We start from the raw sequence: 21647 nt of genomic DNA, 5'->3' as shown, positions 1-21647 counted from the left end.
TGTTCACCTCCCATATCACTTCAACACATTACGAAGCTGTTTAAGTCCCTCGCGTAACCAGGTTTTGATTGTACCTTCAGGTTTTTTTAGCACTTTTGCGATTTCGATTGTAGTCATGTCATTGTAATATTTAAGAAGTACCACATGCCGATATTTGGGCTTTAACCTGTTCAGAGCACGTTCCAGATCAATCCGGTCGTTACTTTTCATTTCCTGAGTTGCAACCTCTGCCAGCTTCTCCGTAGGAATCACTCGTTTTTTTCGTCGTAGTTCATCCATACAGCAATTGATCGTAATTCGAATCAACCAAGGTGTAAATGACTGTTCATCTTTAAGCTTCTTACGTTTCATCCAGGCTCGACATGAAGCCTCTTGTACAACTTCTAACGCGTCCGCTTCTGTCCGTAGATAACTATAAGCGACGGTGTACATTTTCCGATGCTCCACATACAGGCGTTTAAAGAAAACTTCCTCATCCATTCGGGCAAAATCAACCATTCTGACCTCGTCCATCGTCCTATCCACCACTCACCACACCCCCTCTTTTTTTGTCAGTGTCGGTATTAGGATAAAGTCATCGTTCTGAGGTTCTTATAAGTAAGACGGAGTTGAACGTAAAAACGATTGATTTTTTTCATAAAAAAGTGCTGGCAAAGATGCCAACACTCCATTTTCATATTTATCGATCACGATTAACCATATAATTCAATAGATGTTTTAAAAAATTGATATTGCGGGGGATCTCTTTTAGCGCCTCCATGGCAAGACAATAGTGCTCCCACATCTCTTTTCTAGCGCCTTCTGAACCCAGAATGGAGACAAACGTTGCATTGTTATTCTCAACATCCTGCCCTGTGGGCTTACCCAGTAATTGTAAATCCCCTTCCAAGTCGAGTAAATCATCTTTAATCTGAAAAGCAATCCCCGCATGATAAGCGAATTTCTTCAAAGCTTCAATTTCTGTCTCCTTAACCTGTGCGAGAATCGCTGGCATAACTAGTGAAGCTTCGAACGCAATGCCCGTCTTATAGAAGCAAATCATATTTAATTGCTCTAGCGTCAATGCTTTCCCTTTAGAATTCAAATCCATCGCTTGCCCCATGCAGGTATCTTCCGCCTTTTGAGCTGAATATTGCATTAAAGCAATTACGGATATAGAATCGAATGTATGAAGGGATGCCTGTTCCTCAATCGACTTCTGAATTAGAAAGAGTCCTGTCAATTCCGCCGTTGCGCTATTATACACCTCATGTAGAGTTGAACGGCCTCTTCGAGTGGGGGCATTATCCTGAGAGGGCAGATCATCGAAAATTAAGGATGCAGTATGCATATATTCCAAAGACCTCAAAAGCGGCACAATTGCCGCACTGTCTAATCCGTATTCGTTCACCCCCATAACCCAAGTGAGGATAGGTCGTATTCGCTTGCCATCACCCTCTAAACTATAATTGGCTGCATCAATTAACATTTCTTTCATAGCTGGTGTCCCAACAGGTTTATTAATCGGCAATTGATTGTTGATTTCACCACGAACCTTTTGAATCGTATTGTGAAAATCCACCTTTTCCTGCTTGTTGTTTTTTAAATTCATAAGCATTTGATCTCTTAGTAGTTTGTCAAAAAAATCCACATCATCAGCTTTCAACACCATTTGCTGCACGAGACGATTAAATTCGGGTTGACCCGAAGCAAAGATCTCCATAATCTCTTTATACTTTTCAGTACCCACACGTACTTTACAACGCTTCAAACCGTTAATTGCTCGATCTAGAATCACTTCACGGGTTTTGGCATCGGAGTGATATACGGAATGGATTAGATGAGAGATGACGGTCCAGTATAATTCAAAAGGGTTTATCAAATCTGAACGTTGATCACGGTATTTCAGAAAATAGGTATACGGCGTTACCGCTCCCTCTTTCATATCGTCAAACATATCTGCAAAATCATCAGCCAGTTGATTGTAAAGACCATAATAAAAAGTGCGTTGATCAAATCCATCATCTGTAGGTGCACAAATAACGGATCGGACAATTAAACGGGAAGAAGAGGATTTTAAGATAATGGGGATATAAAGCTCTTCATTGGTGTATTTAGCATTGGAAAGTTCCTTAACACGGTCCAGCTCCTGAGATTGAAAAAACACAAAGGATTGCTCGAAGAATATGTTCTGCATTTCTGGACGTTGATAGCTTTTAATATATTCGAAAGCTTCACTAAGCTCCGAATGTACGTATCGAATGAATTCCATGTTCTCTCCGGACCATTCTTCAAGCTCAGGCACAGATCTAGTAAGGATAGCGTCGCGTATCATGAGGGAAAATTGCTCTTTTTCTTGAACCGTTAAGACACTGGAATCGAGAAGATCATCAATAAAAGGGTAAGTCAGCCCATAAGAATAACCAAGTCTAATGGCTTCACTAAGCTTCTTAGAACGTTCCAAAGGTGGGGTACTCTCCCCCATTTCCTCCATTACATGCAGAATGACCCCGATAATGATCTTAATTAACTTACGCTGTGCTTGTTCGGCATTCATTTCCTGCGGAATATGGGTTGATACGTTCTTTAGCTTGTCGATCACCCAGATGGTGGCGGTCTCGACGCCTTCTTTCTGCGCCCAGCGATATACTCCTGCCAAGCTCATAAATTCCGATTGATCTCTTATCGTTGTTGAATCGTCTGGGATCAATTGAGATCTAATGTCAGCAACCATTCGCTGAATCCTGTTTTGTGTATCAGTAGAATCCAAGGCTTTGCCCAGATCCCTCATATATAAATAGGACACGCTGCGATCTAAATAATCATCCAATTTACCGTTAAGATTTAGCCAGCCTATATACCTATGATAATCCTGCGAATCAGGTTTCCTTTTCCCTCTAGAGAAAAATGACAACCATGAGCGGCGATGAATATGATGTTTTTTCCATAATTGAATATCTTCAGTGAGAGTAGATACATAAGTTTTTTCTTTGAACTGCATGTGCAGTGAAACAAAATACTGAGCCGCCCTCTGCTCAGCTAGCGAATAGGCTGAATCGGCATGTTCGGTTACATTCACATTCATAGGTGGATTACCTCAACTTCTCTTTTGGTTAATTGTCGGTCATGTTCATATCTTATACGGAGAAGTGTCTTTATGGTTACGAATTCTTCGCCATACGTTTCCCAATAAAGTCAAAGATCAGACCCGCTGTCCTTTTTATAGGACCCAATGAAACAGGATAATAATAACCCGACTCAAACCAGCCTTGTTCTTTGTAATAACGATAATCCTTGGAATGATCATCAAGCATTGTTTTTATACTTGTACGTGACATTCGAAACAGCATTAATCTGAGAAAAGAAGGAACTGGAGTCTTGGGCGACATAAGGTCCTTATAGAATCTTTCGGAGGCTTTCTTTATTTCTCTCGTCATTTTTTTCTGCGCAACTTCTGTTCTTGGCTCCAAAGTAGTCAAGACACAGCCTTTTGTAACTTGAAATCCGAAATTCTCGCCCATATTACTAAGGTATTTCACAATTTTGCTGCCTCCAAAGATCCCCTGATTGACAATAGCCGTGAAGGTTTTCCCGAAGAATCGAGGTCTATGAAATACAAAAGCAAGCCGGTCCAAGAGGGTCTTCATCGGTGCCGATACATGAAATGCATAATTAGGCGTGGCGAAAATAATTCCGTCAGAATGGATCATTTTCTCCATCAATACATCGCGATCATCCTTTAGTGGACAATATTCCTCACCTTTATTGAAACATATCTTGCAGCCCCGGCAATATTCAAGCCGATAATCTTTTAAAAAGACATACTCAAATTCAATATCACCATATGCTTTTAAATTATTGCCAAATTCACAAACCGCTTCAAAGGTCGCATGTTTTTGTTGATTCCCAATAAATGCAGTAACTTTTTTCATTTGAACCCCTCCATATATGCATATTTTGAATAACACCCATCAATATGAATGAATAATATTTTATTCATTCATATTGTAGCACCTTGATCCCTTTTATGCGATATAATTCCATTTGAGAATGCAAAAAAAAGAAGCCCGACTTGACCAGGCTTCTGTTAACTTCCCTCTATATCTTTTTAGCGTAATTATGTGTAACAAAATCAACTAGCAGATTCACACTGCTCTCCATATCGTAAATCTCTGTGTTAACTGTCAATTCGGCATGTTCAGGGGCTTCATAAATAGCATCAATACCTGTAAACTCACGAATTTCACCTTTTCTAGCTTTCTTATACAGCCCTTTAGGATCACGTTGTTCGCAGGTTTCTAATGAACATTGCACATAAATCTCTGCAAACTCGCCAGACTGAAAACGATATCTAATCGCTTCTCTAGCAGCTGAAGAAGGTGAAATCATCGGGACAAGCACTATAAAGCCTAGATCCAAAAACATAGATGCTACTTCGGCTGCGCGACGCATATTTTCTTTACGATCCTCTTCTGAAAAGCCTAAATCAATATTCAAACCTTTCCTTAGCTGGTCGCCGTCGATCACAGCACATCGGATGCCTTGCTTAAACAATTCTTTTTCAGCTTGTTGTGCTAGTGTACTTTTTCCTGAACCTGAAAATCCTGTGAACCAAAACACGCCCGCTTTATGACCGTTCAACAGCTCCCAATCTTTTCTATTCATTCTAAGACGCCCCTTTCTATATGATTAATATTATACTAGTTTACCGCAGTCTTGAGAGAAATGGCTGATCCTAATTCCTTCTGTATATACGCTATATCAGTCATCTGCTCAATATGGTAAACTCCACCTGGGGGTGGTGAATCATATAGATGTTTTGCTACTGCCGCTGTTACTTTTGCCGTAATGATAGATTGATTCTTTCCTTGTAATAAAAAATCCGCATGAAGTAATTTACCTTCTGAATTTCTTCCATGTGCCTCAACCTTAATAGCGAACCCATCATCCCCCAAATGCAGCCGCCCCATAACACGAACAATTGAATTCTTCAGCCAGCCTATTTGCAGTAAGCGAACGGCTCCAGTTCTTTTCGTTATTGCCAGTATTTTAGTAACTACAGCTGAATCAAGACAAAATCGTGTAGAGATAGACGATGATTTTAGTGTTCTGCTAAGTGTCTGTTGATCTGAGAATGGAAAACGGTAAGCATATCGCTTACCCATCTCATCACCAAAATGATACAACCTTCTGTCTGTAAAGCTCTCCACCTCAACCTGGCGATTATCCTGCTTCACTTCGAACTTAGCTGCTAAACTGTCAACTGTCCATTCTAGCGCCGCTTTGCCATGAGAATCACCTAATCCGAGCATAATCGCAATTTCTATCTCCTCAATCTGATCCATCTGCCGCTCTGCTTCAAGGGCCAGGAGATTAGTGATGCCGGGAGCAAGTCCTACACTTAAGACAGCACTTGACCCATTGTCTTCAGCTTCTCTCTTGTATTTCTCAATTTCATTCAAAAACAAACCGTTCGCAGATACATCCACATAATGAATACCGCTTCGAAACACCGCTCTTATAAAATCCGTATCCGTTTGATCTAAGCACATAATGATTAATTTCACTCGTTCTAACTTATCAGTAGGTAAAGGTTTATTAATATCCAACTGCATCGGCTTAATTTTCCCATTAGTTGCTTGACTGAATTGCTTTGCTTTTACAAGGCTTCGCCCTGCAGCATATACTTTTCCAGGATATTTTTTCTCTAAGATTTCACAAATGGTACGCCCTACATGGCCATATCCACCGACGACTACAATATCTTCTTTTCTCTGCATTTTATCACCGCATCCTATATAATAGAAATAATTAAGAACCATTCTCAATTATACGGATATGGTTTACATTCACTATCCCATAAATGTGGGATACTTGTTTTTATACTCCATGACTAGAGGGCTGACCTATGAAAACCATAAGACAACTTAATCATATTAAACAACAAATCATAAGGTTAGGTGCTGTTTCTGAATCTTCACATAGCTACCGTACTTCATTACTGTCGATTTTACGCGAGGCTGTACCCTTTGATGCTGCCTGTTGTACCCATGTTGATCCACAGACACTACTCTCGACAGGTGCGGTTACAGAAGATAACGTGGAATCCATTCATCATCACTTGTTCCAGATCGAATACGGTGAAGACGATATTAATCCCTATGAGCAAATGGTTCATAGTAAAGTGCACGTAGCTACTTTATATGAAGCAACCGAAGGGCAGCCAGATTTGAGTGCTCGCTATCAAAAAGTACTGTCTCCGGCAGGATTTGAGGATGAATTACGCGCTGTACTTGTTCATGGAGATGCGTGTTGGGGGTATCTGACACTTTACAGAAAGTCCGGTCAGCCTGTATTTTCACTGGAAGATTGTGAGTGGATAAGCTTAATGCTTCCTGAGATTGCCGCTAGAATGCGGGCTTTCAGTCTTGAGTTGCCTGAGAGAAATCAGACTTGGCTGGAAGAAGATTACGGTTCCGGAATTGCCGTCCTTTCTGATCAACTAATGCTCCTCTCCTCTAATCCTACAGCGGACCGTTGGTTAGAGAAACTTCGTTCATTAGAAAAAATTGATCACCATATCCTGCCACGACCAATTCGGGCGGTGAGCACACAAGCAATCAATAGTCCCTCTGAATCTTCGGGGATGGCAAAGTCCTGTATCCGGATGTCAGACGGACTTTATCTAGTGATCCGGGCTAGCCGGCTTCATGCATACGACGGTCAGACGCAAATTGCTATTTCATTCGAGCCTGCACGTCCAGCAGATATGCTTCCTATCATTGCAGAAGCGTATGATCTGACGAAACGGGAACAGCATTTACTTGAAGGAGTAATTCGCGGATTATCTACTAAAGAATTGGCTGCTGAGTTACATATTTCTGCTTACACGGTTCAGGATCATTTAAAATCCATTTTCGCTAAAGCAGGTGTCAGTAGCCGTAGAGAGCTTATCTGGCATTTACATTCTCGATATAGCATTTCAGAGAAATAGGATCGCCGAGCTTCTTATCAAAAAAGCCCAAGCCTTTATTAACAAAGGACTTGGGCTTTTATTTTATCTTTTATTTCCTTAATGCGATGCCGTAAATTCTTCCAGCTCAGAAGCAGGATCAAACTTCTCCCTGCTCATCACAAATGCTGCCATTAGAGCTATAACTGATGGAATAATCGCCCAAGCAAAGGTATGAACAAGAGAAGAAGATAATCCTTCGGTGATTTTATCAAGAACCTCAGAGGGGATTTTGGCCCGTGTGTCGGGAGTCAAAATTGTACTTGGATCACTTAGATTAACACCTTCTGGTGCCGCGCCTCCCTTACTGAACATGGAAGCTAGTTTATTCGAAAAAATGTGACTTTGAATAATACCAAATACCGTAATGCCAAGTGTCATTCCCAGCTCCCGTGTGAAGCTAAGTGTCGAACTTGCAGAACCCCGTTGTCTTGCTGTAAATCCATGAATCGCTGCATTGCTTAGAACAGAAAATGATGAACCTATGCCAAGACCCACCAGAAACATAAAAATAGTGACTATAAACCGGGAGGAGTCTGGTGTTAGTGTGGTAAGTAGAGCCATACCTGCTACAAGGAGTACTAACGTAGAAATCATGATCGTGCGATAATTAAATTTAGAGAGCAAGAATCCTCCGCCAGCAGCAGTGATAACAGAACCAATCATCATCGGAAGTAGAACAAGCCCCGAATTTGTGGCAGACCCGCCAAGAACCCCTTGAATATAAATTGGAATGTACACCGAGGCTGTAATAAATGCCGCTCCGCTAAATATCGCCATAACATTACTCGTAGAATAGAGACGATTCTTGAACATGCCAAAGGTAATGATTGGCTCTTCTGCACGACGTTCGATAACAATAAAACCAATTAAAAACACAACAAAAGCCATAAACAATCCCAGAATCATTGTCGAGTCCCAAGCATATTTCTTACCCCCGAGCTCAATCGCAAACATGAGACAAAGGATTGAAGCTACAAGTGTAAAAGCCCCAAGATAATCAATTTTCTCTTTGGAATGCTCAACAGATTCTTTGTAGAAGAAAGCGATCATAAAGAATGCAATAACACCAATGGGTAAATTGATATAAAAGACCCAAGACCAATGAATATAATCCGCTATATAAGCGCCAATAAGAGGACCAAAAATACTGGAAATACCATAGGCAGCACCGAATAACCCACCGATTTTCCCCCGTTTTTCTGGGGCCACTACATCGAACATAATCGTGAATGCAATAGGAACGAGTGCCCCTCCACCAATACCCTGAATTGCCCGATAAATACTAAGCTGGACAATAGAATTTGCCGTACCACATAAAGCTGAACCAATCATAAAAACAATAATACCGAAAATAAAAAATCGCTTACGTCCATACATATCCGATAATTTACCGAAAATCGGCATACCCGCCATCTCAGCTATCATATAAGCGGACGTAACCCACATCAATTTGTCAAAGCCGCCAAGGTCACCTACAATGGTTCCCATTGCGGTTGCAAGTATAGTATTATCCATTGATGCCATAAGTGTAGCCAACAATAGAGCTACTATAATAACCCCAACTTTATTTTTCTTTTCCATGCTCCTTTTTCTCCTCCACTTTTCCCAAATGTTTAGTTCTACTCTAATTGTTAAAGGATTGTGCACAGGCTTCATTCCAAACCATGTGATGTTATACCCTTTGCAAATTAGTGAATAATTCGATAAAATCAAGACAATTAATTAGATGTTCATCAAGCATCTTGTTCATTGATTATCTTGACTATCAAGATACAAACATTTTAAAAGGAGGGTCCTCTTTTGTCAAGAGATCGACACAATCAAGTTACAATTCAGCAGGAAGACTTAACTTTACGCATGCGGGGCCTAGGTAGCCGAACGGTTTTGTATCAGCAAAAAGTAGCAACTTCTCTAGGGTTATACAATAACGATTTTCTATCTATAGATATCCTTCATGAAAAAGGTCCTATCACCGCCGGCGAGCTATCCAAATTAACTGGACTTACTACAGGCAGCATTACCACATTAGTTGATCGACTTGAAAAAAACGGCTTTGTTCGCAGAGAACATGACCTCAATGACCGTCGTAAGGTGATCATTGTCCCTTTATATGAGAATAACGACGTTGGAAATGCCTACCTTCCTTTACACACTAAGATGGTTAAACTGGCGTCTTCCTTTACTGAGCAGGAGCTTGAGCTTATAACAACATTTTTAGGCAAAGCAAGTACCATCCTGGAAGAGCAGATTCACTATCTCAGCACTACAACGAGTAACTAAAACTGTATAATCGTCAAAAAGGACGATCTCCCATGAAGTCAAATGACTTTGAGATATCGTCCTTTTAATATAAGTATGGATCAAAGAGAAGCTGAAGCTTGAGCAACTAAAGAGACCAATTGTGCAGAATCAAATGTGTCTCCTTTTCGAAGCTTCAGGGTTTTCCTTTCAGGTGGTCCCTCAAATACTCCCTCTGGAAGCGTTAGCTCGGTTGTATTAAAGATTACAAAGCTGACTGCGTCTTTTGATGTCGAGATGGCCGCAGCGTATTTTCCATTTTTCAAAAAATGAGGTTTCTTATACTGAATACGTTCCTGCACATCCGGTATAGCCTGATGAACAACCTCACGTAGTGAGGTGGACAACTCCACCTGCCATGATTCTTTTAGCGCTTCAATAAAATCGATTACTTCCTGATTCATTTTTCATCTCTCCCTTTAAGTAATTAAATGGTTTGCCTGAATAAGCGCAGTAAGTTGTTTAACAAAATCAGGAGGTCCTTTAAGAAATCAACACATCTGCAAAAGAATTTCAAAAATTTAATAGTTTAAATTCCCCTTATATTAATTTCTTGTTCATGTAGTCATTATCCTTCTGGCAATTTAGAGATATCCAGCTCGTTTCAAGCTAAAAAGGGAAAAGCTCCTAAGAGCTTCTCCCTCAACCTCGTACATAAAATTAGTGAATCGTTAGATTAAAACCGCTCTGAATATAATTCAGATTCGGATAAGCAATGTTGGAGGTTGTCAGGTTATTAAAGGTTGCAGCACCATTGCCTGTATAGGTGTAAATAGCTGCACCTTTATGTGGACCTGAGAACCGTGAAGTTGTTATTCCATCAAGTCCTGTACCGTTAATATTGATGTTGTTGAACACGATGTTCTCGAATCCACCACCATATCCAAATTGAATCGCATCACGCTGGGTATTAATGATGTCTATGTTATTAAATGTAACGTTCTTGATAGCATCATTTGATGCTTCAAGATCAATTGCGCCACGTTCACCCCCATAAAGATCTTTACTCGTGCCACTGTTAATAATGGTTGTGTCTGAGAAAACTACACCCGTATTATTCTGGAAATGATAACCTGGAAAAACGGTATTCATACGTATGCCGGAACCACCAACTGTATCAATGATATAGTTATGATCAGCCTTATGACCACTTCCTCCAAAGAAAGCAATCGCTGCCGCACGCCAGTTATTCTCAATGGTGTTATACGAGAAGGTATTATTCACACCAGCAGGTGCACCATTTGTGTTACTGGTCCATACTGCAAGACCATCGTCACCATTATTTCGCACACTGCTATTGCGTACAATTGAATTGCTAGTTCCTTGCGAGAAGTTGATGCCGTCTGCAAGATTGTTCCGAATCCGACTGTTTTCAACTACCAGCCCGGTAGCATAAATAGCAGGTGTATGAGCGTAGTCGCCTACCCACATTCCGCATTCAAAATGCTCTACCCAGACATCATGGATAATAGAGTTGGTTCCAAAGTTATCCATAAAACCTTTGTAAATTGCATTTTGTCCATAACGTGAGCGCAAATTAGAATTCATATATACATTACTGAAATCTAGCTTACCTGAAATACGGAGTGAAATACCACCGCCCGCAGCATTAGGATTGGTGAACTGAATATTGGTATGCCAGAGACCAGCACCAGTAATAGTGAGGTTATTGATCATATTACTAGCAGAACCAATCTCCCACATACTGCTAAGATTAAAGGTACCTGCTGGAATATAAATAGACTTTCCGCTTGCCACGGCTGCATTTACAGTAGCTTTAAAAGCTGCCAGATCATCTTGTCCGTCGTTTGCCACAGCACCGTAATCTGTTACAGATACGGAGTTAGCTGGGCGGGCAATTGCTGTTGGAACAGATTCAATTTCAAGGAAATCCACACCATATTCCAAGCTATCTCCATTGTTCTTCTGGATTCGAATCTTATCCCCAGGTTGGAGGGGTGTATCCATCTTCCAGTGAACTTCATCAAAACGGAATAGTGGACGTCCAGCACTAGGTGTATCGCCAGGCATATCACCTGAGAAATACTGCCAGCTGTAGTATGAGGTTAAGGAAACTGTTTTTACTTTCGCTCCATTCACATACACATCCAGTGAACCATTCAATCCCATCCCATCTGCAGAGTCAGGCATTGTAAATCTCATAGTTACACCTGCGCCGCCTTGACCCTGTCTGACCGTCCACTCTAAGTTCGAACCATTCGAAGGAAGAGCTATATAACGCTGACCAGAAGCCTCAGAGGCGATTAATGCTTGATCAAAGGTTGGCGCCGATTTCAATGTCGCGCCACCCCCGAGTGTAGCATCCTCGGTATCATATCGGCTATACGGCATGCTTGCACCACGCGCAGCATAGACAACGAGATTAGAAACACTTACATTATTCGCTTGCTTGGCAGCTATCTCATTAGCATCCACTTCAACAGTAGTGGTGACTGTGTAGTTACCATTAATCGCTGTCCAAGTCCCTGGAATCGCAACATTAACTATTGCCCCCGCTGCTAAGGCACCGTTATAAGATCCATTATAGGTTTGAATAGTGGACCCCGCAGAGTTTTTAAGAACAACGCTTATACCATGTGAACCACTTGCAGAGGCAATGGTTCCTTGATTCTTAAGATTTACATTAAACGCTACATTGTTATTAGCAACAGGATTACTTGGTGTCCATGTAACAGTTCCCACTAAGTCAGAGCTGGACACTGGAGCGATAATAAGTGACGCTGGGTTCGTGTAGCTGTTATTCGCTTCATTTTGTTCGATAACTAGGTTGTCTTCATCAACTTTGGCACTAACTGAATACGTTGCGGCAGGCTTAACTCCTGCGGTAAGTGTCATCGATGCTGTTGTCGATGCTCCAGTTGCTAGTACACCTACCGGAGCTGAGCCTACAAGCTCATTATTTAAATAGAAATTAACAGTAGTAGCTGGAGAGCTGGCATTGCCGATATTCTTTACGATTGCGTTCAGCGTAATCGCATTAGACTCAACCGGATTCGTTGGTGACCAGGACATGCCAGTAATCACCAAATCCGGATTCGGAGCTGGAGTACCGTATACTTCAAATTCGGCGATCTGTCCAGCTGGAGCACCCGAGTTGGCAGTAATATTAAGCTGTAGACGTTTGACAGTTGCGGTAACAGGAATGGTTACTGTATTTCCTGAAGCTGGATTAAACGAATACGATTGTGCTGACACCAGATTCCCAAATGTCGTTGTGTTCTGATTGTGACCGAGCACTTGAATCGTTTGGGTACGTGCTCCCCATGCAGCGGCTGGATTTAACTTTAGAACGATGGAGGAAACGTTGTAGTTTGACCCCAGGTCAAGTATCAATGAACTAGGATTACTGCCACCTTCCCAGTATGTGTTGGTGTTGTTGTCATTAGCATTTGCTGCCACAAATGATTGCGTATTAGAGGATGCGGTAATCGATTTGCCAACCGCGATATTACTGCCCGCAACAGGTGTGGCCGTTGGCGTTGGTGTGGCTGTTGGCGTTGGTGTGACTGTTGGCGTTGGTGTGACTGTTGGCGTTGGTGTGGCTGTAGGCGTCGGTGTGGCTGTTGGCGTTGGTGTGGCTGTTGGCGTCGGTGTGGCTGTTGGCGTTGGTGTAACTGTTGGCGTTGGTGTGGCTGTTGGCGTCGGTGTTGGTGTACTAGCTCCATAAATTTCGAACTCAGATACTTGCGCTGCCGGCCAAGCCGTATTGCCTGTTACATTCAGGCGTACATAACGAGTGCTGGTTGCTGAAAAATCAATCTTAACGGTGTTCCCTCCTGCTGAAGGATTGAACACATAATCAGCTGAACCAACAATGTCAGTGAATGTAGATCCATTTGTGCTGCCTTGAACGGCGAGTGTTTGCGTACGCGTCTCCCAGCCCGTTGGCAGCTTCAATACGATTTGGTCAATACTTGTCTCTGTACCGAGATCTACTTGGATCCATTGCGGAAATGCATTATTGCTGCTTTCCCAATACGTCTCTTGATTGCTGTCTTTCACATTGTTTGGACTATACGTTTGTGATTGACCACTAGCCGTCACAGTTTTGCCCAGCGTCAAATTCGCGCCACCAGAGGCACTAACAAATGTGAACGGACCCGCTGCCAGGTATAAACTTGAAATCAACAGGGTTACTACAAGCGACCAAACGACATACTTGTTGCGCATTATAATCCTCCTCTTAATGTAGATACTCACTAACGTGTCGCCTTATCGGAGTGCTCAAATGATAGCGTTTACAATCAAATTCATCTCAGAGCACATTAAATAACAACCGATCCTCCTTTCAATGTGAGACACTCTCATTATAGAGAAGAAGCGGATCAAGCTATAAGATGTAATTCTACGGAAAAGATATGTGATACCAATATCGCGAAACTACCCTAAATATGGAATCTATTAACATCACGTCCATCAAATAAAGGCCTGATTTCTCAGGCCCTAGTTTTTTATGAAGATTAACTTGTGGTTTTAAGTTCTTTTTCATTAGCTGAATCTGGAGAGTTTAATAAAACCACACCTCCAACTATTAATACTATGCCTGCAAGTGTAAGCATACTAAATGGATCCCCCCATATTACGATACCAACGATGGCGGTTAGAACTGTACCTACACCTGCCCAAATCGCATAAGCTAGGCTTAAAGGTAAAACTCTGAGACTTATGGACAAACTATAAAATGCGATAATAAAACCAATAATAACACCTATAGTAGGCAATATTTGTGTGAACCCTTCTGACATTTTCAGCATAGTTGTACCTATTACTTCGCTTATAATAGCTACCCCCAGTACCCAAAACCCCTTATTCTTGTTCATAACATTTCCTCCAAGCTCTAATGAGATCCACCAGAAAGTTTCATAATGACTACTCCACCAATGATAAGAATCAGGCCGAGTAATTTCTTCAGATTGAAGTTTTCTTTATAAATGATGACTCCAATTAACGCAGTTAAAGCCGTACCTACCCCCGACCAAATAGCATAAGCCGTCCCTAGTGGAATCGTTGAAAGCGCTAAAGAAAGACAATAAAAGGCTGAACCCATGCCGAGTACGACTCCTATTGAAGGTAAAATCTTTTTAAACCCGTTAGAAACCTTAAGCATGGAGCTACCAAATACCTCGCAGATAATCGCTGTTGCCAGTAACAGATATGAATTCAACAATAGCCCCTCCTTACTCCGTCATGTTTATTAATTCTTGAATCACTTTATCTCGTAAATCCTTATCTAAAGCTCCTAATCCGAACATTTCTGAATACCATAAACCGTCCGCTGCCAGCCTGACAATTGTGGAACGTACAGGATCTATTCCATCGTTCTCTATATTGTTTTGCCATACTGAGTATTGATCTTGAAATTTCTTAAGGATATCCGGATTCGTAAAAAGAGCAGCCGAAAGCGCGGTGCTAATCTCTTGCTCTTCCTTAAGATCGTCGTCAATCGCCTGAACAAACGCTCGTCCCCACTTCCCCGTTTCTCTAGATGTATTCGCTACTCTTTCTTGAACATTACTGAAAAAATCACTTGTTAACTCTTCCACCATACTTTTTATTAAAGCTTCCTTATTCGGAAAATGGTGCAGCAGTCCACCTTTACTGACCCCCGCTTCTTTGGCAACGGCTTCAAGCGTAAGCTTCTCCACCCCATTATTTTTAACTACTATAGAAGCTGCTAATAAAATACTACTTCGTTTTGAATTACTGTTCACGATAATCACCTCTGTTATTTACTATACCGTCTGGACGGTTTTATTGTCAAATAAAAAATCATTACCTTAGATCAAAAAAAGCCTGGTAATCCAGGCCTCCAACATTTTTAAAGCAATTCACATTAAATTTTTAATATACCAAGCATCACAAGCGAAATGCTCCGACCCATCAAGCGGTTCATCCAAAAGCTCAAATCCATTTTTCATATAGAAACGGTTAGCTGCGTGCATGTTTTGAAGTGTCTCCAAATAACATTGGTTGTAATGAAGCTTAGCAAAGTCCAACGCTGTATTTAAAAGTTCTTTGGCTATCCCGTTACCTCTAATCGACTGAGATAAATACATTTTTTGCAACTCACATATCTTGTCATCATTCCCGAAAGGAGCAATGCCACACCCCCCTAATACTTCCCCTCCCTCTTCGACAACCCAATAAGCCCGATTCTCACTATGATTATAATCATCTGATAAATGATGCAGGCTGTCATCCTCCCAGGCTAGACCCGAGCGATTCCCGCCAAACTCAATTAGGCAGTCCCTAATGACCTTTTCAATGGAGCTATTATCTTTCATTTGTAATAGTCGGATATTCATGAGTAACGTTCTCCTATCTTTCGATTAGCTTTCTTCAGTTATTATATTGTATCAAGCTTCAGAATGGATAATTATAATGGGATTCAAACATAATATAGAGAAATTTATTTAGGAGGGGCTTCAATGAAAATGGCAGCTAAGCAACTCTCGATTGCAGCATTAGGTGGGGTTCATGAAATTGGTAAAAATATGTATATCCTGCAATACGCAGATGATATTGTTGTCATTGATTGCGGCTCTAAATTCCCAGATGAAAGTCTCTTAGGGATTGACCTAATTATTCCTGATGTTTCGTATTTATTAAATAATATTGATAAGGTACAAGCGTTGGTGGTGACTCACGGACATGAGGATCATATCGGCGGGATTCCTTACCTGCTTAAACAGTTGAATATCCCAATATATGCTTCCCGTTTAACCTTAGGATTAATCGAAAATAAACTTAGGGAACATGGAATTTTACGACAAACGAAACTCCATTGTATTAATTCAGAATCTACGTTAACCCTGGGAGCCATTACTACAACATTTTTTAATACAAATCATAGTATTCCAGATTGCCTTGGCGTAGTATTCGATACACCTGAAGGTATCGTAGTTCATACGGGAGACTTCAAATTTGACATGACGCCTGTCAACAAGCAGTATCCAGATATACATAAAATGGCCGATATTGGGAAAAACGGTGTAAAGATCTTGCTGTCAGAAAGCACTAATGCTGAGCGTCCTGGCTTCACCCCTTCTGAAAAGCTTGTTGGCGCTCACATAGAAGAAGCCTTTTTAAAAGCAGACCGTAGAATTTTTATTTCTACCTTCGCCTCAAATGTACATCGTCTACAGCAGATCATTGATGCTTCTCACTTAACTGAACGTAAATTGACCTTACTCGGCAGAAGTATGGTAAATGTAGTCAGAGTGGCCCAAGAACTCGGTTATTTGAACATTCCGGACGATATGCTGATCGAACCTGCAGAAGCTGCTAAGCTCACTCCGGCACAGGTAACTGTTTTATGTACAGGCAGTCAAGGAGAGCCCATGGCCGCACTATCCCGCTTAGCGAACTCAAGCCATCGATTGATGGAGATCCAGGCTGGGGACACGGTGCTGCTCGCAGCCAATCCCATCCCGGGGAATGAACGGAATGTTTCAAGGATTGTCGATAATTTATATATGCTGGGCGCTAAAGTTATCTATGGTTCACGCAGTGAGCTTCACGTCTCCGGGCATGGCAGCCAAGAGGAGCTTAAGCTAATGCTGACTCTAATGAAACCTGAATACTTTATTCCGATTCATGGTGAATACCGTATGCTGCATCATCACAGCTTGTTAGCGGAGGCGGTAGGCGTCAAACCGGAAAATATCTTTATTCTAAAAAATGGAGACATCGTTGAGTCATCGTCTGGTGTTGTCCGCCAATCCGGTCGAGTGACTGCTGGGCAAATTCTAGTGGATGGCCTTGGGATCGGAGATATTGGAAATGTTGTGCTTCGCGATCGTCGCCAGCTGTCAGCAGACGGCATTCTGATTACAGTGATTACACTGAGCCAAACCGATGGACGTCTATTAAACGAGCCAGACACTATTTCCAGGGGATTCGTTTATGTCCGTAACTCCGATAATTTAATGGACGAGATCAACCAGCATGTAACATCGACCCTTAAAAAAATGAACGAAACGGATCTCGGCCAATGGAATATCATCAAGCAGACCATCAAAGAATCATTAAGTAAGTTCCTATACGAAAAAACGAAACGGCGGCCAATGATTCTTCCAATCATCATTGAGGTTTAATAAAAAGGAGTTCCCGTGGGGAGCTCCTTTTCTCTTTGTATCCAGTTGTAGAGGATAGATTTTAACTACATTTTAACTAAATTGCGCCCATGTATTCATCTTGATACATTCTGTCGCCATATTCCGTTGAATATTAATAATTTGCTCCAATTGGGAAACTCGATCTTGAAGCTTTAGGTTAGTTGGATCCGTTTTTAACTGTGCGGCCAATGAAAAGTATTGAGGCACTTCCCAGATACAACGTAAAGCAGTGCCTAAACAATAACCATATCTTGCAAGGGACTCGTCCCCCTGCCATCCTGAATCTTTTAATCCCTCGATATAGTTTTGGAATAAAGACTCTTTATATTCCTCGTAGCGATGATTAGGAAAAACTCCTAAGCTCATATTTACGCCAAACATTTTGCCAAGGTCTTCACCTATCCCCGATATACTCATAAATTGCCAGTCAATTAATATTAGCCGTTCGCCGTCCGTATCACTTTGAGTTAGCAGCATATTCATTTGACTGAGGTCTTGGTGTGCAAGCACTCGCGGCAAGCTATTCAAAGAACGCAAGCTTCTGTCAATCTGGTCTGTGAAGTCTTGGAACCATGTCCAGATACTACGTTCATTATCATTGTGTAATTGATTTATATATTTTGCTGGATTAGGGGCGTAGATTTTACTCGAGGTAGTCCATGATTTAAGCCAGTTTCTGCAAATCCACTTCTCATCAGGAATTTTCTTTCCTGTCAGATAAGTTCCATTGAAACGACCTAACTGTTCAGCGATGTAATCAAACTGTTCCTTTGTGTAAGCATATTCCCCATCTATTCGTTCCATCCATAACCATACGGTACCATCTGCTTGTTCCTCAACAAGATAACACTTAGGTGCCTTGATTGAGCTAGGAAGCTCGTCGAGAATCTTGGATTCAAAGACTAGAGCTTCTCGTCGCCAGTAATTGTGATGCTGAAGATTATCTTTCTCCGCACTATCTGGCTTGATTATCTTTAATATGATTGACCATGGAAGCTGCTTATGATTAATAGATGCAAAACCGCTTAGACGAAAGATACCCGCTGTTGTAAAGTTAGGTGTTTTATAATCTAAATCTTCACATGTAAAATTGACTATCTTTGCTTCGGATTCTTCAAAAATCCGCTGAACACAGCTGTTAAGCTGATCCATTTTATTCTCTAGCACATAGACCCTCCCTGTCTCTGTTAAGATCCCATTCTATTCCACTAAAAAAAGCCTATGAAGCGTAACAGATTCGTTATCACTCATAGGCTTGTTCATCAAAGACTTACTTATTAGAATACTTTCGTTGTCCAATCTTCGCAATTCCAGATATCGGTTACGATGTCCTGATAAAAATCGGGTTCGTGAGAAATCATAAGAATGCTTCCTTTGTATGCTTTTAGAGCGCGTTTCAGTTCATCTTTGGCATCGATATCCAAGTGGTTCGTTGGCTCATCTAATACAAGAATATTAGTTTCGCTATTAATCAGCTTACATAGACGAACTTTAGCTTTTTCCCCACCACTTAGTACAGCAATCTTACTCTCAATATGCTTCGTGGTTAATCCGCATTTAGCTAGAGCAGCACGTACTTCGAATTGTGACAGAGACGGGAATGTATCCCAGATTTCCTCAATACAAGTCTTGTAATTGCCTTCCTTCATCTCTTGCTCAAAATAGCCAATCTCCTGATGATATCCACGTTCTACTGAACCAGACAATGCAGAGATTTCACCTAAAATACTGCGCAGCAAAGTTGTTTTACCAATTCCGTTTGCCCCAACCAACGCGATCTTCTGTCCACGCTCCATCAACAAATTAAGCGGTCTGGACAATGGAGAGTCGTAGCCGATAACCAATTCTTTTGCTTCGAAAATCATCTTGCCGGCAGTTTTACCTTCTTTAAAGTTAAACTGTGGTTTCGGTTTCTCCTTGGCAATCTCGATGATCTCCATCTTGTCGAGCTTCTTCTGTCTGGACATCGCCATGTTACGGGTAGCCACGCTGGCTTTGTTACGAGCTACGAAATCCTTCAGCTCTGCTATTTCTTGCTTTTGGCGATTGTAAGCAGACTCAAGCTGCTGTTTTCTCATTTCGTAGACTTGTTGGAACTGCTCATAATCACCCACATATCGGGTCAGCTTTTGATTTTCCATATGGTAGATCAGGTTGATAACACTGTTCAAGAATGGCATATCATGTGAGATCAGAATAAAAGCATTATCGTACTCTTGAAGGTAACGTCTCAGCCATTCAATATGCTGCTCATCCAGATAGTTCGTAGGCTCATCGAGGAGCAAAATATCTGGTTTTTCAAGCAATAGCTTAGCAAGCAAGATTTTGGTACGTTGACCACCACTAAGATCGGCTACATCGCGATCCAATCCAATGTCAGTGATCCCTAGTCCACGCGCGGTTTCTTGTACTTTCGCATCGATCATGTAAAAGTCTTGATTTGTAAGTGTATCTTGGATGGTACCTACTTCTTCAAGCAGCTTTTCCAGCTCTTCAGGTGAAACGTCACCCATTCTGCCATACATATCGTTCATCTCTTGCTCAAGATCGAACAGGTACTGGAAAGCACTTCTGAGTACATCTTGAATCGTCATTCCTTTGGTTAACACTGCATGCTGATCGAGGTAGCCAACACGCACCCGCTTGGACCATTCGACTTTACCTTCATCAGGTTGCAGTTTGCCTGTAACAATATTCATAAAAGTGGATTTCCCTTCGCCGTTAGCGCCGAATAATCCGATATGCTCGCCTTTTAGGAGACGGAATGAAACATCCTTAAAGATCGCACGATCTCCAAAGCCATGACTTAATCCTTCAACATTTAATATGCTCATTTATGGACACCTTTTTCTTATTTTTCTCGCTATATTATAAGCAGGATTAACTAAAAACTCAATGGAGAAGCAAAAAATTATCATTTTATGGGCTAATTTGCGAGCAATTTTAGTTTTGTGGACCGTCACTTGCCGAGAATGGGTTTGCGCTGGCGATTGCTCGTCATCTTTTATATGATAGTATGCATAGATACACATTGGAGTTGACTTGAGAACTAAGGAGAATTAAAAATGAATAAACTTGTATTTTTTCTTGGTCCAGCTGGAGCAGGCAAAACAACGTTAGCTAAAGCGATTGCTTCGCGGCGCAAAATACCTTTTTTCGATATGGATATCCTACTACGGCCTGCTGCTGACGCGATAATGACTTTACACGGACTGGATCCGGCAGATAGAGACTCAGCAGAGTACAAAAGGTTATGCCGCGATTTAGGTTATCGAATCACTATGGATGCTGCGCTGGATAATATAAGCTTGGACGTCGATGCTTTTGTGGTTGGTCCCTTTACCAAAGAGGCGGCCAGTTCTGACTGGATCAGCCATGAATTAGCTCGGATCGGGCGTTCCCTTCATGATGTTGAGGTCAAGGTTGTCTTGGTAGGGTTAGCCAACGAGGAATTGTACCGGGAACGAATTCAAGACAGACAATCACCACTAGATGAATGGAAGTTCCAGCATTGGAATGAATTCCGCACTTCTCTTGGCAACCGTACGGTAGAATGGCCGCTCCCGGCTGAAAATATTGTGTTGATCGACAATTCTAACCCGGATATTACTGCTACTGCTGCGGCAGTAGAACGATTTATTTACGGCTAAACTTTCGGACCCAGATGACGTTATTTCCACTTTTATCACCTTTTGCGCAATGTTTCGGACCCCAGTGCAGCTATTCGTTAGAAAAGTGGCTTGGGGCGTGTTTTTCGTGCCAATAGCGACGATGCGGTCCGTTAGAATTGCAAAAGTGCGATATGCTGCGTTTAGGGTCAGCTGAGTCCGATAGCAACAGCGTTCGCGTCAAATAATGAGAGCAAACGATGTTTGAGGCTTTGACGAAGAGTTTTGGCTAAACTTTCGGACCCAGATGGCCTTATTTACACATTTAGCACCTTTTGTACAGAGGTTCGGACCCCAGTGCAGCTATTCGTTAGAAAAGTGTGCTTGGGGCGTGTTTTTCGTGCCAATAGCGACTATGCGGTCCGATAGAATTGCAAAAGTGCGATAATGCTGCGTTTAGGGTCAGCTGAGTCCGTTAGCTGCTGCGTCCCCCGTAAAATAATGACATCAAACGATGTTTGAGGCTTTGACGAAGAGTTTTGGCTAAACTTTCGGACCCAGATGATCTTATTTCCACTTTTATCACCTTTTGTGCAGAGTTTCGGACTC

18 protein-coding genes are annotated in these 21647 nt (G+C 41.6%); 4 read left to right on the top strand and 14 right to left on the bottom strand.

From position 1 onward, the window contains the following. Positions 1-15: 15 nt before the first annotated feature. The 5 genes from NST94_RS14105 to NST94_RS14085 form a co-directional block, all read right to left on the bottom strand. The gene (locus NST94_RS14105) at positions 16-513 is read right to left on the bottom strand and encodes an RNA polymerase sigma factor (RefSeq protein WP_076125874.1); all 498 of its coding nucleotides are present in this window, start codon (positions 511-513) and stop codon (positions 16-18) included. Between the two features lie 166 nt (positions 514-679). Further along, positions 680-3064 carry a polyprenyl synthetase family protein gene (locus NST94_RS14100; protein ID WP_339282091.1) on the bottom strand — a complete coding sequence of 795 codons (2385 nt, stop codon included), beginning with the start codon at positions 3062-3064 and terminating at the stop codon, positions 680-682. Between the two features lie 76 nt (positions 3065-3140). Further along, a complete protein-coding gene (locus NST94_RS14095; protein WP_076302048.1) occupies positions 3141-3911 on the bottom strand; it encodes a flavodoxin family protein in 771 nt (256 codons plus the stop codon). Between the two features lie 166 nt (positions 3912-4077). Beyond that, positions 4078-4644, bottom strand: coding sequence for an adenylyl-sulfate kinase (gene cysC / locus NST94_RS14090; RefSeq protein WP_076302047.1), 567 nt, complete (start codon positions 4642-4644; stop codon positions 4078-4080). A 35-nt stretch (positions 4645-4679) separates the two neighbouring features. After that, on the bottom strand, positions 4680-5759 hold the full coding sequence (locus NST94_RS14085; RefSeq protein ID WP_076184549.1) for a saccharopine dehydrogenase NADP-binding domain-containing protein: 1080 nt from the start codon (positions 5757-5759) through the stop codon (positions 4680-4682). Between the two features lie 128 nt (positions 5760-5887). Between NST94_RS14085 and NST94_RS14080 the strand changes: the two genes are divergently transcribed. After that, complete coding sequence (locus tag NST94_RS14080) at positions 5888-6973, top strand: helix-turn-helix transcriptional regulator (RefSeq protein WP_076302045.1); 1086 nt, start codon at positions 5888-5890, stop codon at positions 6971-6973. Between the two features lie 78 nt (positions 6974-7051). On the opposite strand, the gene NST94_RS14075 is transcribed toward NST94_RS14080, so the two are convergent. Then, a complete protein-coding gene (locus NST94_RS14075) occupies positions 7052-8575 on the bottom strand; it encodes an MDR family MFS transporter (protein ID WP_076184547.1) in 1524 nt (507 codons plus the stop codon). 276 nt (positions 8576-8851) lie between these two features. On the opposite strand from NST94_RS14075, the gene NST94_RS14070 reads away from it, so the two are divergent. After that, positions 8852-9274: a MarR family transcriptional regulator gene (locus tag NST94_RS14070; RefSeq protein WP_256721010.1), complete on the top strand. Its 423-nt coding sequence runs from the start codon at positions 8852-8854 to the stop codon at positions 9272-9274. 80 nt (positions 9275-9354) lie between these two features. Here NST94_RS14070 and NST94_RS14065 read toward each other — a convergent pair whose 3' ends face one another. The 6 genes from NST94_RS14065 to NST94_RS14040 form a co-directional block, all read right to left on the bottom strand. Beyond that, positions 9355-9696 carry a DUF1801 domain-containing protein gene (locus NST94_RS14065; RefSeq protein WP_076125767.1) on the bottom strand — a complete coding sequence of 114 codons (342 nt, stop codon included), beginning with the start codon at positions 9694-9696 and terminating at the stop codon, positions 9355-9357. Positions 9697-9952: 256 nt separating this feature from the next. Further along, complete coding sequence (locus tag NST94_RS14060; RefSeq protein ID WP_076302043.1) at positions 9953-13483, bottom strand: discoidin domain-containing protein; 3531 nt, start codon at positions 13481-13483, stop codon at positions 9953-9955. 290 nt (positions 13484-13773) lie between these two features. Continuing rightward, entirely contained in the window at positions 13774-14133 is a 360-nt protein-coding gene (locus tag NST94_RS14055; RefSeq protein ID WP_076217536.1) for a multidrug efflux SMR transporter, read from the bottom strand. 17 nt (positions 14134-14150) lie between these two features. Then, positions 14151-14477, bottom strand: a complete 327-nt coding sequence (locus NST94_RS14050; protein WP_076125773.1) for a multidrug efflux SMR transporter — start codon at positions 14475-14477, stop codon at positions 14151-14153. 13 nt (positions 14478-14490) lie between these two features. Further along, positions 14491-15024, bottom strand: coding sequence for a TetR/AcrR family transcriptional regulator (locus NST94_RS14045; protein WP_076278425.1), 534 nt, complete (start codon positions 15022-15024; stop codon positions 14491-14493). Between the two features lie 117 nt (positions 15025-15141). Next, positions 15142-15618 (bottom strand): GNAT family N-acetyltransferase, encoded by a 477-nt coding sequence (locus NST94_RS14040; RefSeq protein WP_076302042.1) that lies wholly within the window; start codon positions 15616-15618, stop codon positions 15142-15144. A 129-nt stretch (positions 15619-15747) separates the two neighbouring features. Here NST94_RS14040 and NST94_RS14035 point away from each other — a divergent pair, with 129 nt between their 5' ends. Continuing rightward, positions 15748-17409, top strand: coding sequence for a ribonuclease J (locus tag NST94_RS14035; RefSeq protein WP_076302129.1), 1662 nt, complete (start codon positions 15748-15750; stop codon positions 17407-17409). Positions 17410-17481: 72 nt separating this feature from the next. Here NST94_RS14035 and NST94_RS14030 read toward each other — a convergent pair whose 3' ends face one another. Together NST94_RS14030 and NST94_RS14025 are read right to left on the bottom strand one after the other, a co-directional pair. Beyond that, positions 17482-18597 (bottom strand): phosphotransferase, encoded by a 1116-nt coding sequence (locus NST94_RS14030; RefSeq protein WP_076302041.1) that lies wholly within the window; start codon positions 18595-18597, stop codon positions 17482-17484. Positions 18598-18707: 110 nt separating this feature from the next. After that, the gene (locus NST94_RS14025) at positions 18708-20264 is read right to left on the bottom strand and encodes an ABC-F family ATP-binding cassette domain-containing protein (protein WP_036677991.1); all 1557 of its coding nucleotides are present in this window, start codon (positions 20262-20264) and stop codon (positions 18708-18710) included. A 231-nt stretch (positions 20265-20495) separates the two neighbouring features. On the opposite strand from NST94_RS14025, the gene NST94_RS14020 reads away from it, so the two are divergent. After that, a complete protein-coding gene (locus tag NST94_RS14020; RefSeq protein WP_076302040.1) occupies positions 20496-21080 on the top strand; it encodes an AAA family ATPase in 585 nt (194 codons plus the stop codon). Positions 21081-21647 lie beyond the last annotated feature (567 nt).

Source organism: Paenibacillus sp. FSL H8-0282, from assembly GCF_037963825.1.
Taxonomy (GTDB): domain Bacteria; phylum Bacillota; class Bacilli; order Paenibacillales; family Paenibacillaceae; genus Paenibacillus_AQ; species Paenibacillus_AQ odorifer.
The sequence above is the reverse complement of the archived record's forward strand: the minus strand, read 5'-3'. Positions and strand labels throughout refer to the sequence as shown.

Coding starts and splice junctions, on each gene's coding strand:
- NST94_RS14105 (WP_076125874.1), bottom strand. CDS start 513: ATGGACGAGGTCAGAATGGTTGATTTTGCCCGAATGGATGAGGAAGTT.
- NST94_RS14100 (WP_339282091.1), bottom strand. CDS start 3,064: ATGAATGTGAATGTAACCGAACATGCCGATTCAGCCTATTCGCTAGCT.
- NST94_RS14095 (WP_076302048.1), bottom strand. CDS start 3,911: ATGAAAAAAGTTACTGCATTTATTGGGAATCAACAAAAACATGCGACC.
- cysC (WP_076302047.1), bottom strand. CDS start 4,644: ATGAATAGAAAAGATTGGGAGCTGTTGAACGGTCATAAAGCGGGCGTG.
- NST94_RS14085 (WP_076184549.1), bottom strand. CDS start 5,759: ATGCAGAGAAAAGAAGATATTGTAGTCGTCGGTGGATATGGCCATGTA.
- NST94_RS14080 (WP_076302045.1), top strand. CDS start 5,888: ATGAAAACCATAAGACAACTTAATCATATTAAACAACAAATCATAAGG.
- NST94_RS14075 (WP_076184547.1), bottom strand. CDS start 8,575: ATGGAAAAGAAAAATAAAGTTGGGGTTATTATAGTAGCTCTATTGTTG.
- NST94_RS14070 (WP_256721010.1), top strand. CDS start 8,852: ATGCGGGGCCTAGGTAGCCGAACGGTTTTGTATCAGCAAAAAGTAGCA.
- NST94_RS14065 (WP_076125767.1), bottom strand. CDS start 9,696: ATGAATCAGGAAGTAATCGATTTTATTGAAGCGCTAAAAGAATCATGG.
- NST94_RS14060 (WP_076302043.1), bottom strand. CDS start 13,483: ATGCGCAACAAGTATGTCGTTTGGTCGCTTGTAGTAACCCTGTTGATT.
- NST94_RS14055 (WP_076217536.1), bottom strand. CDS start 14,133: ATGAACAAGAATAAGGGGTTTTGGGTACTGGGGGTAGCTATTATAAGC.
- NST94_RS14040 (WP_076302042.1), bottom strand. CDS start 15,618: ATGAATATCCGACTATTACAAATGAAAGATAATAGCTCCATTGAAAAG.
- NST94_RS14035 (WP_076302129.1), top strand. CDS start 15,748: ATGGCAGCTAAGCAACTCTCGATTGCAGCATTAGGTGGGGTTCATGAA.
- NST94_RS14025 (WP_036677991.1), bottom strand. CDS start 20,264: ATGAGCATATTAAATGTTGAAGGATTAAGTCATGGCTTTGGAGATCGT.
- NST94_RS14020 (WP_076302040.1), top strand. CDS start 20,496: ATGAATAAACTTGTATTTTTTCTTGGTCCAGCTGGAGCAGGCAAAACA.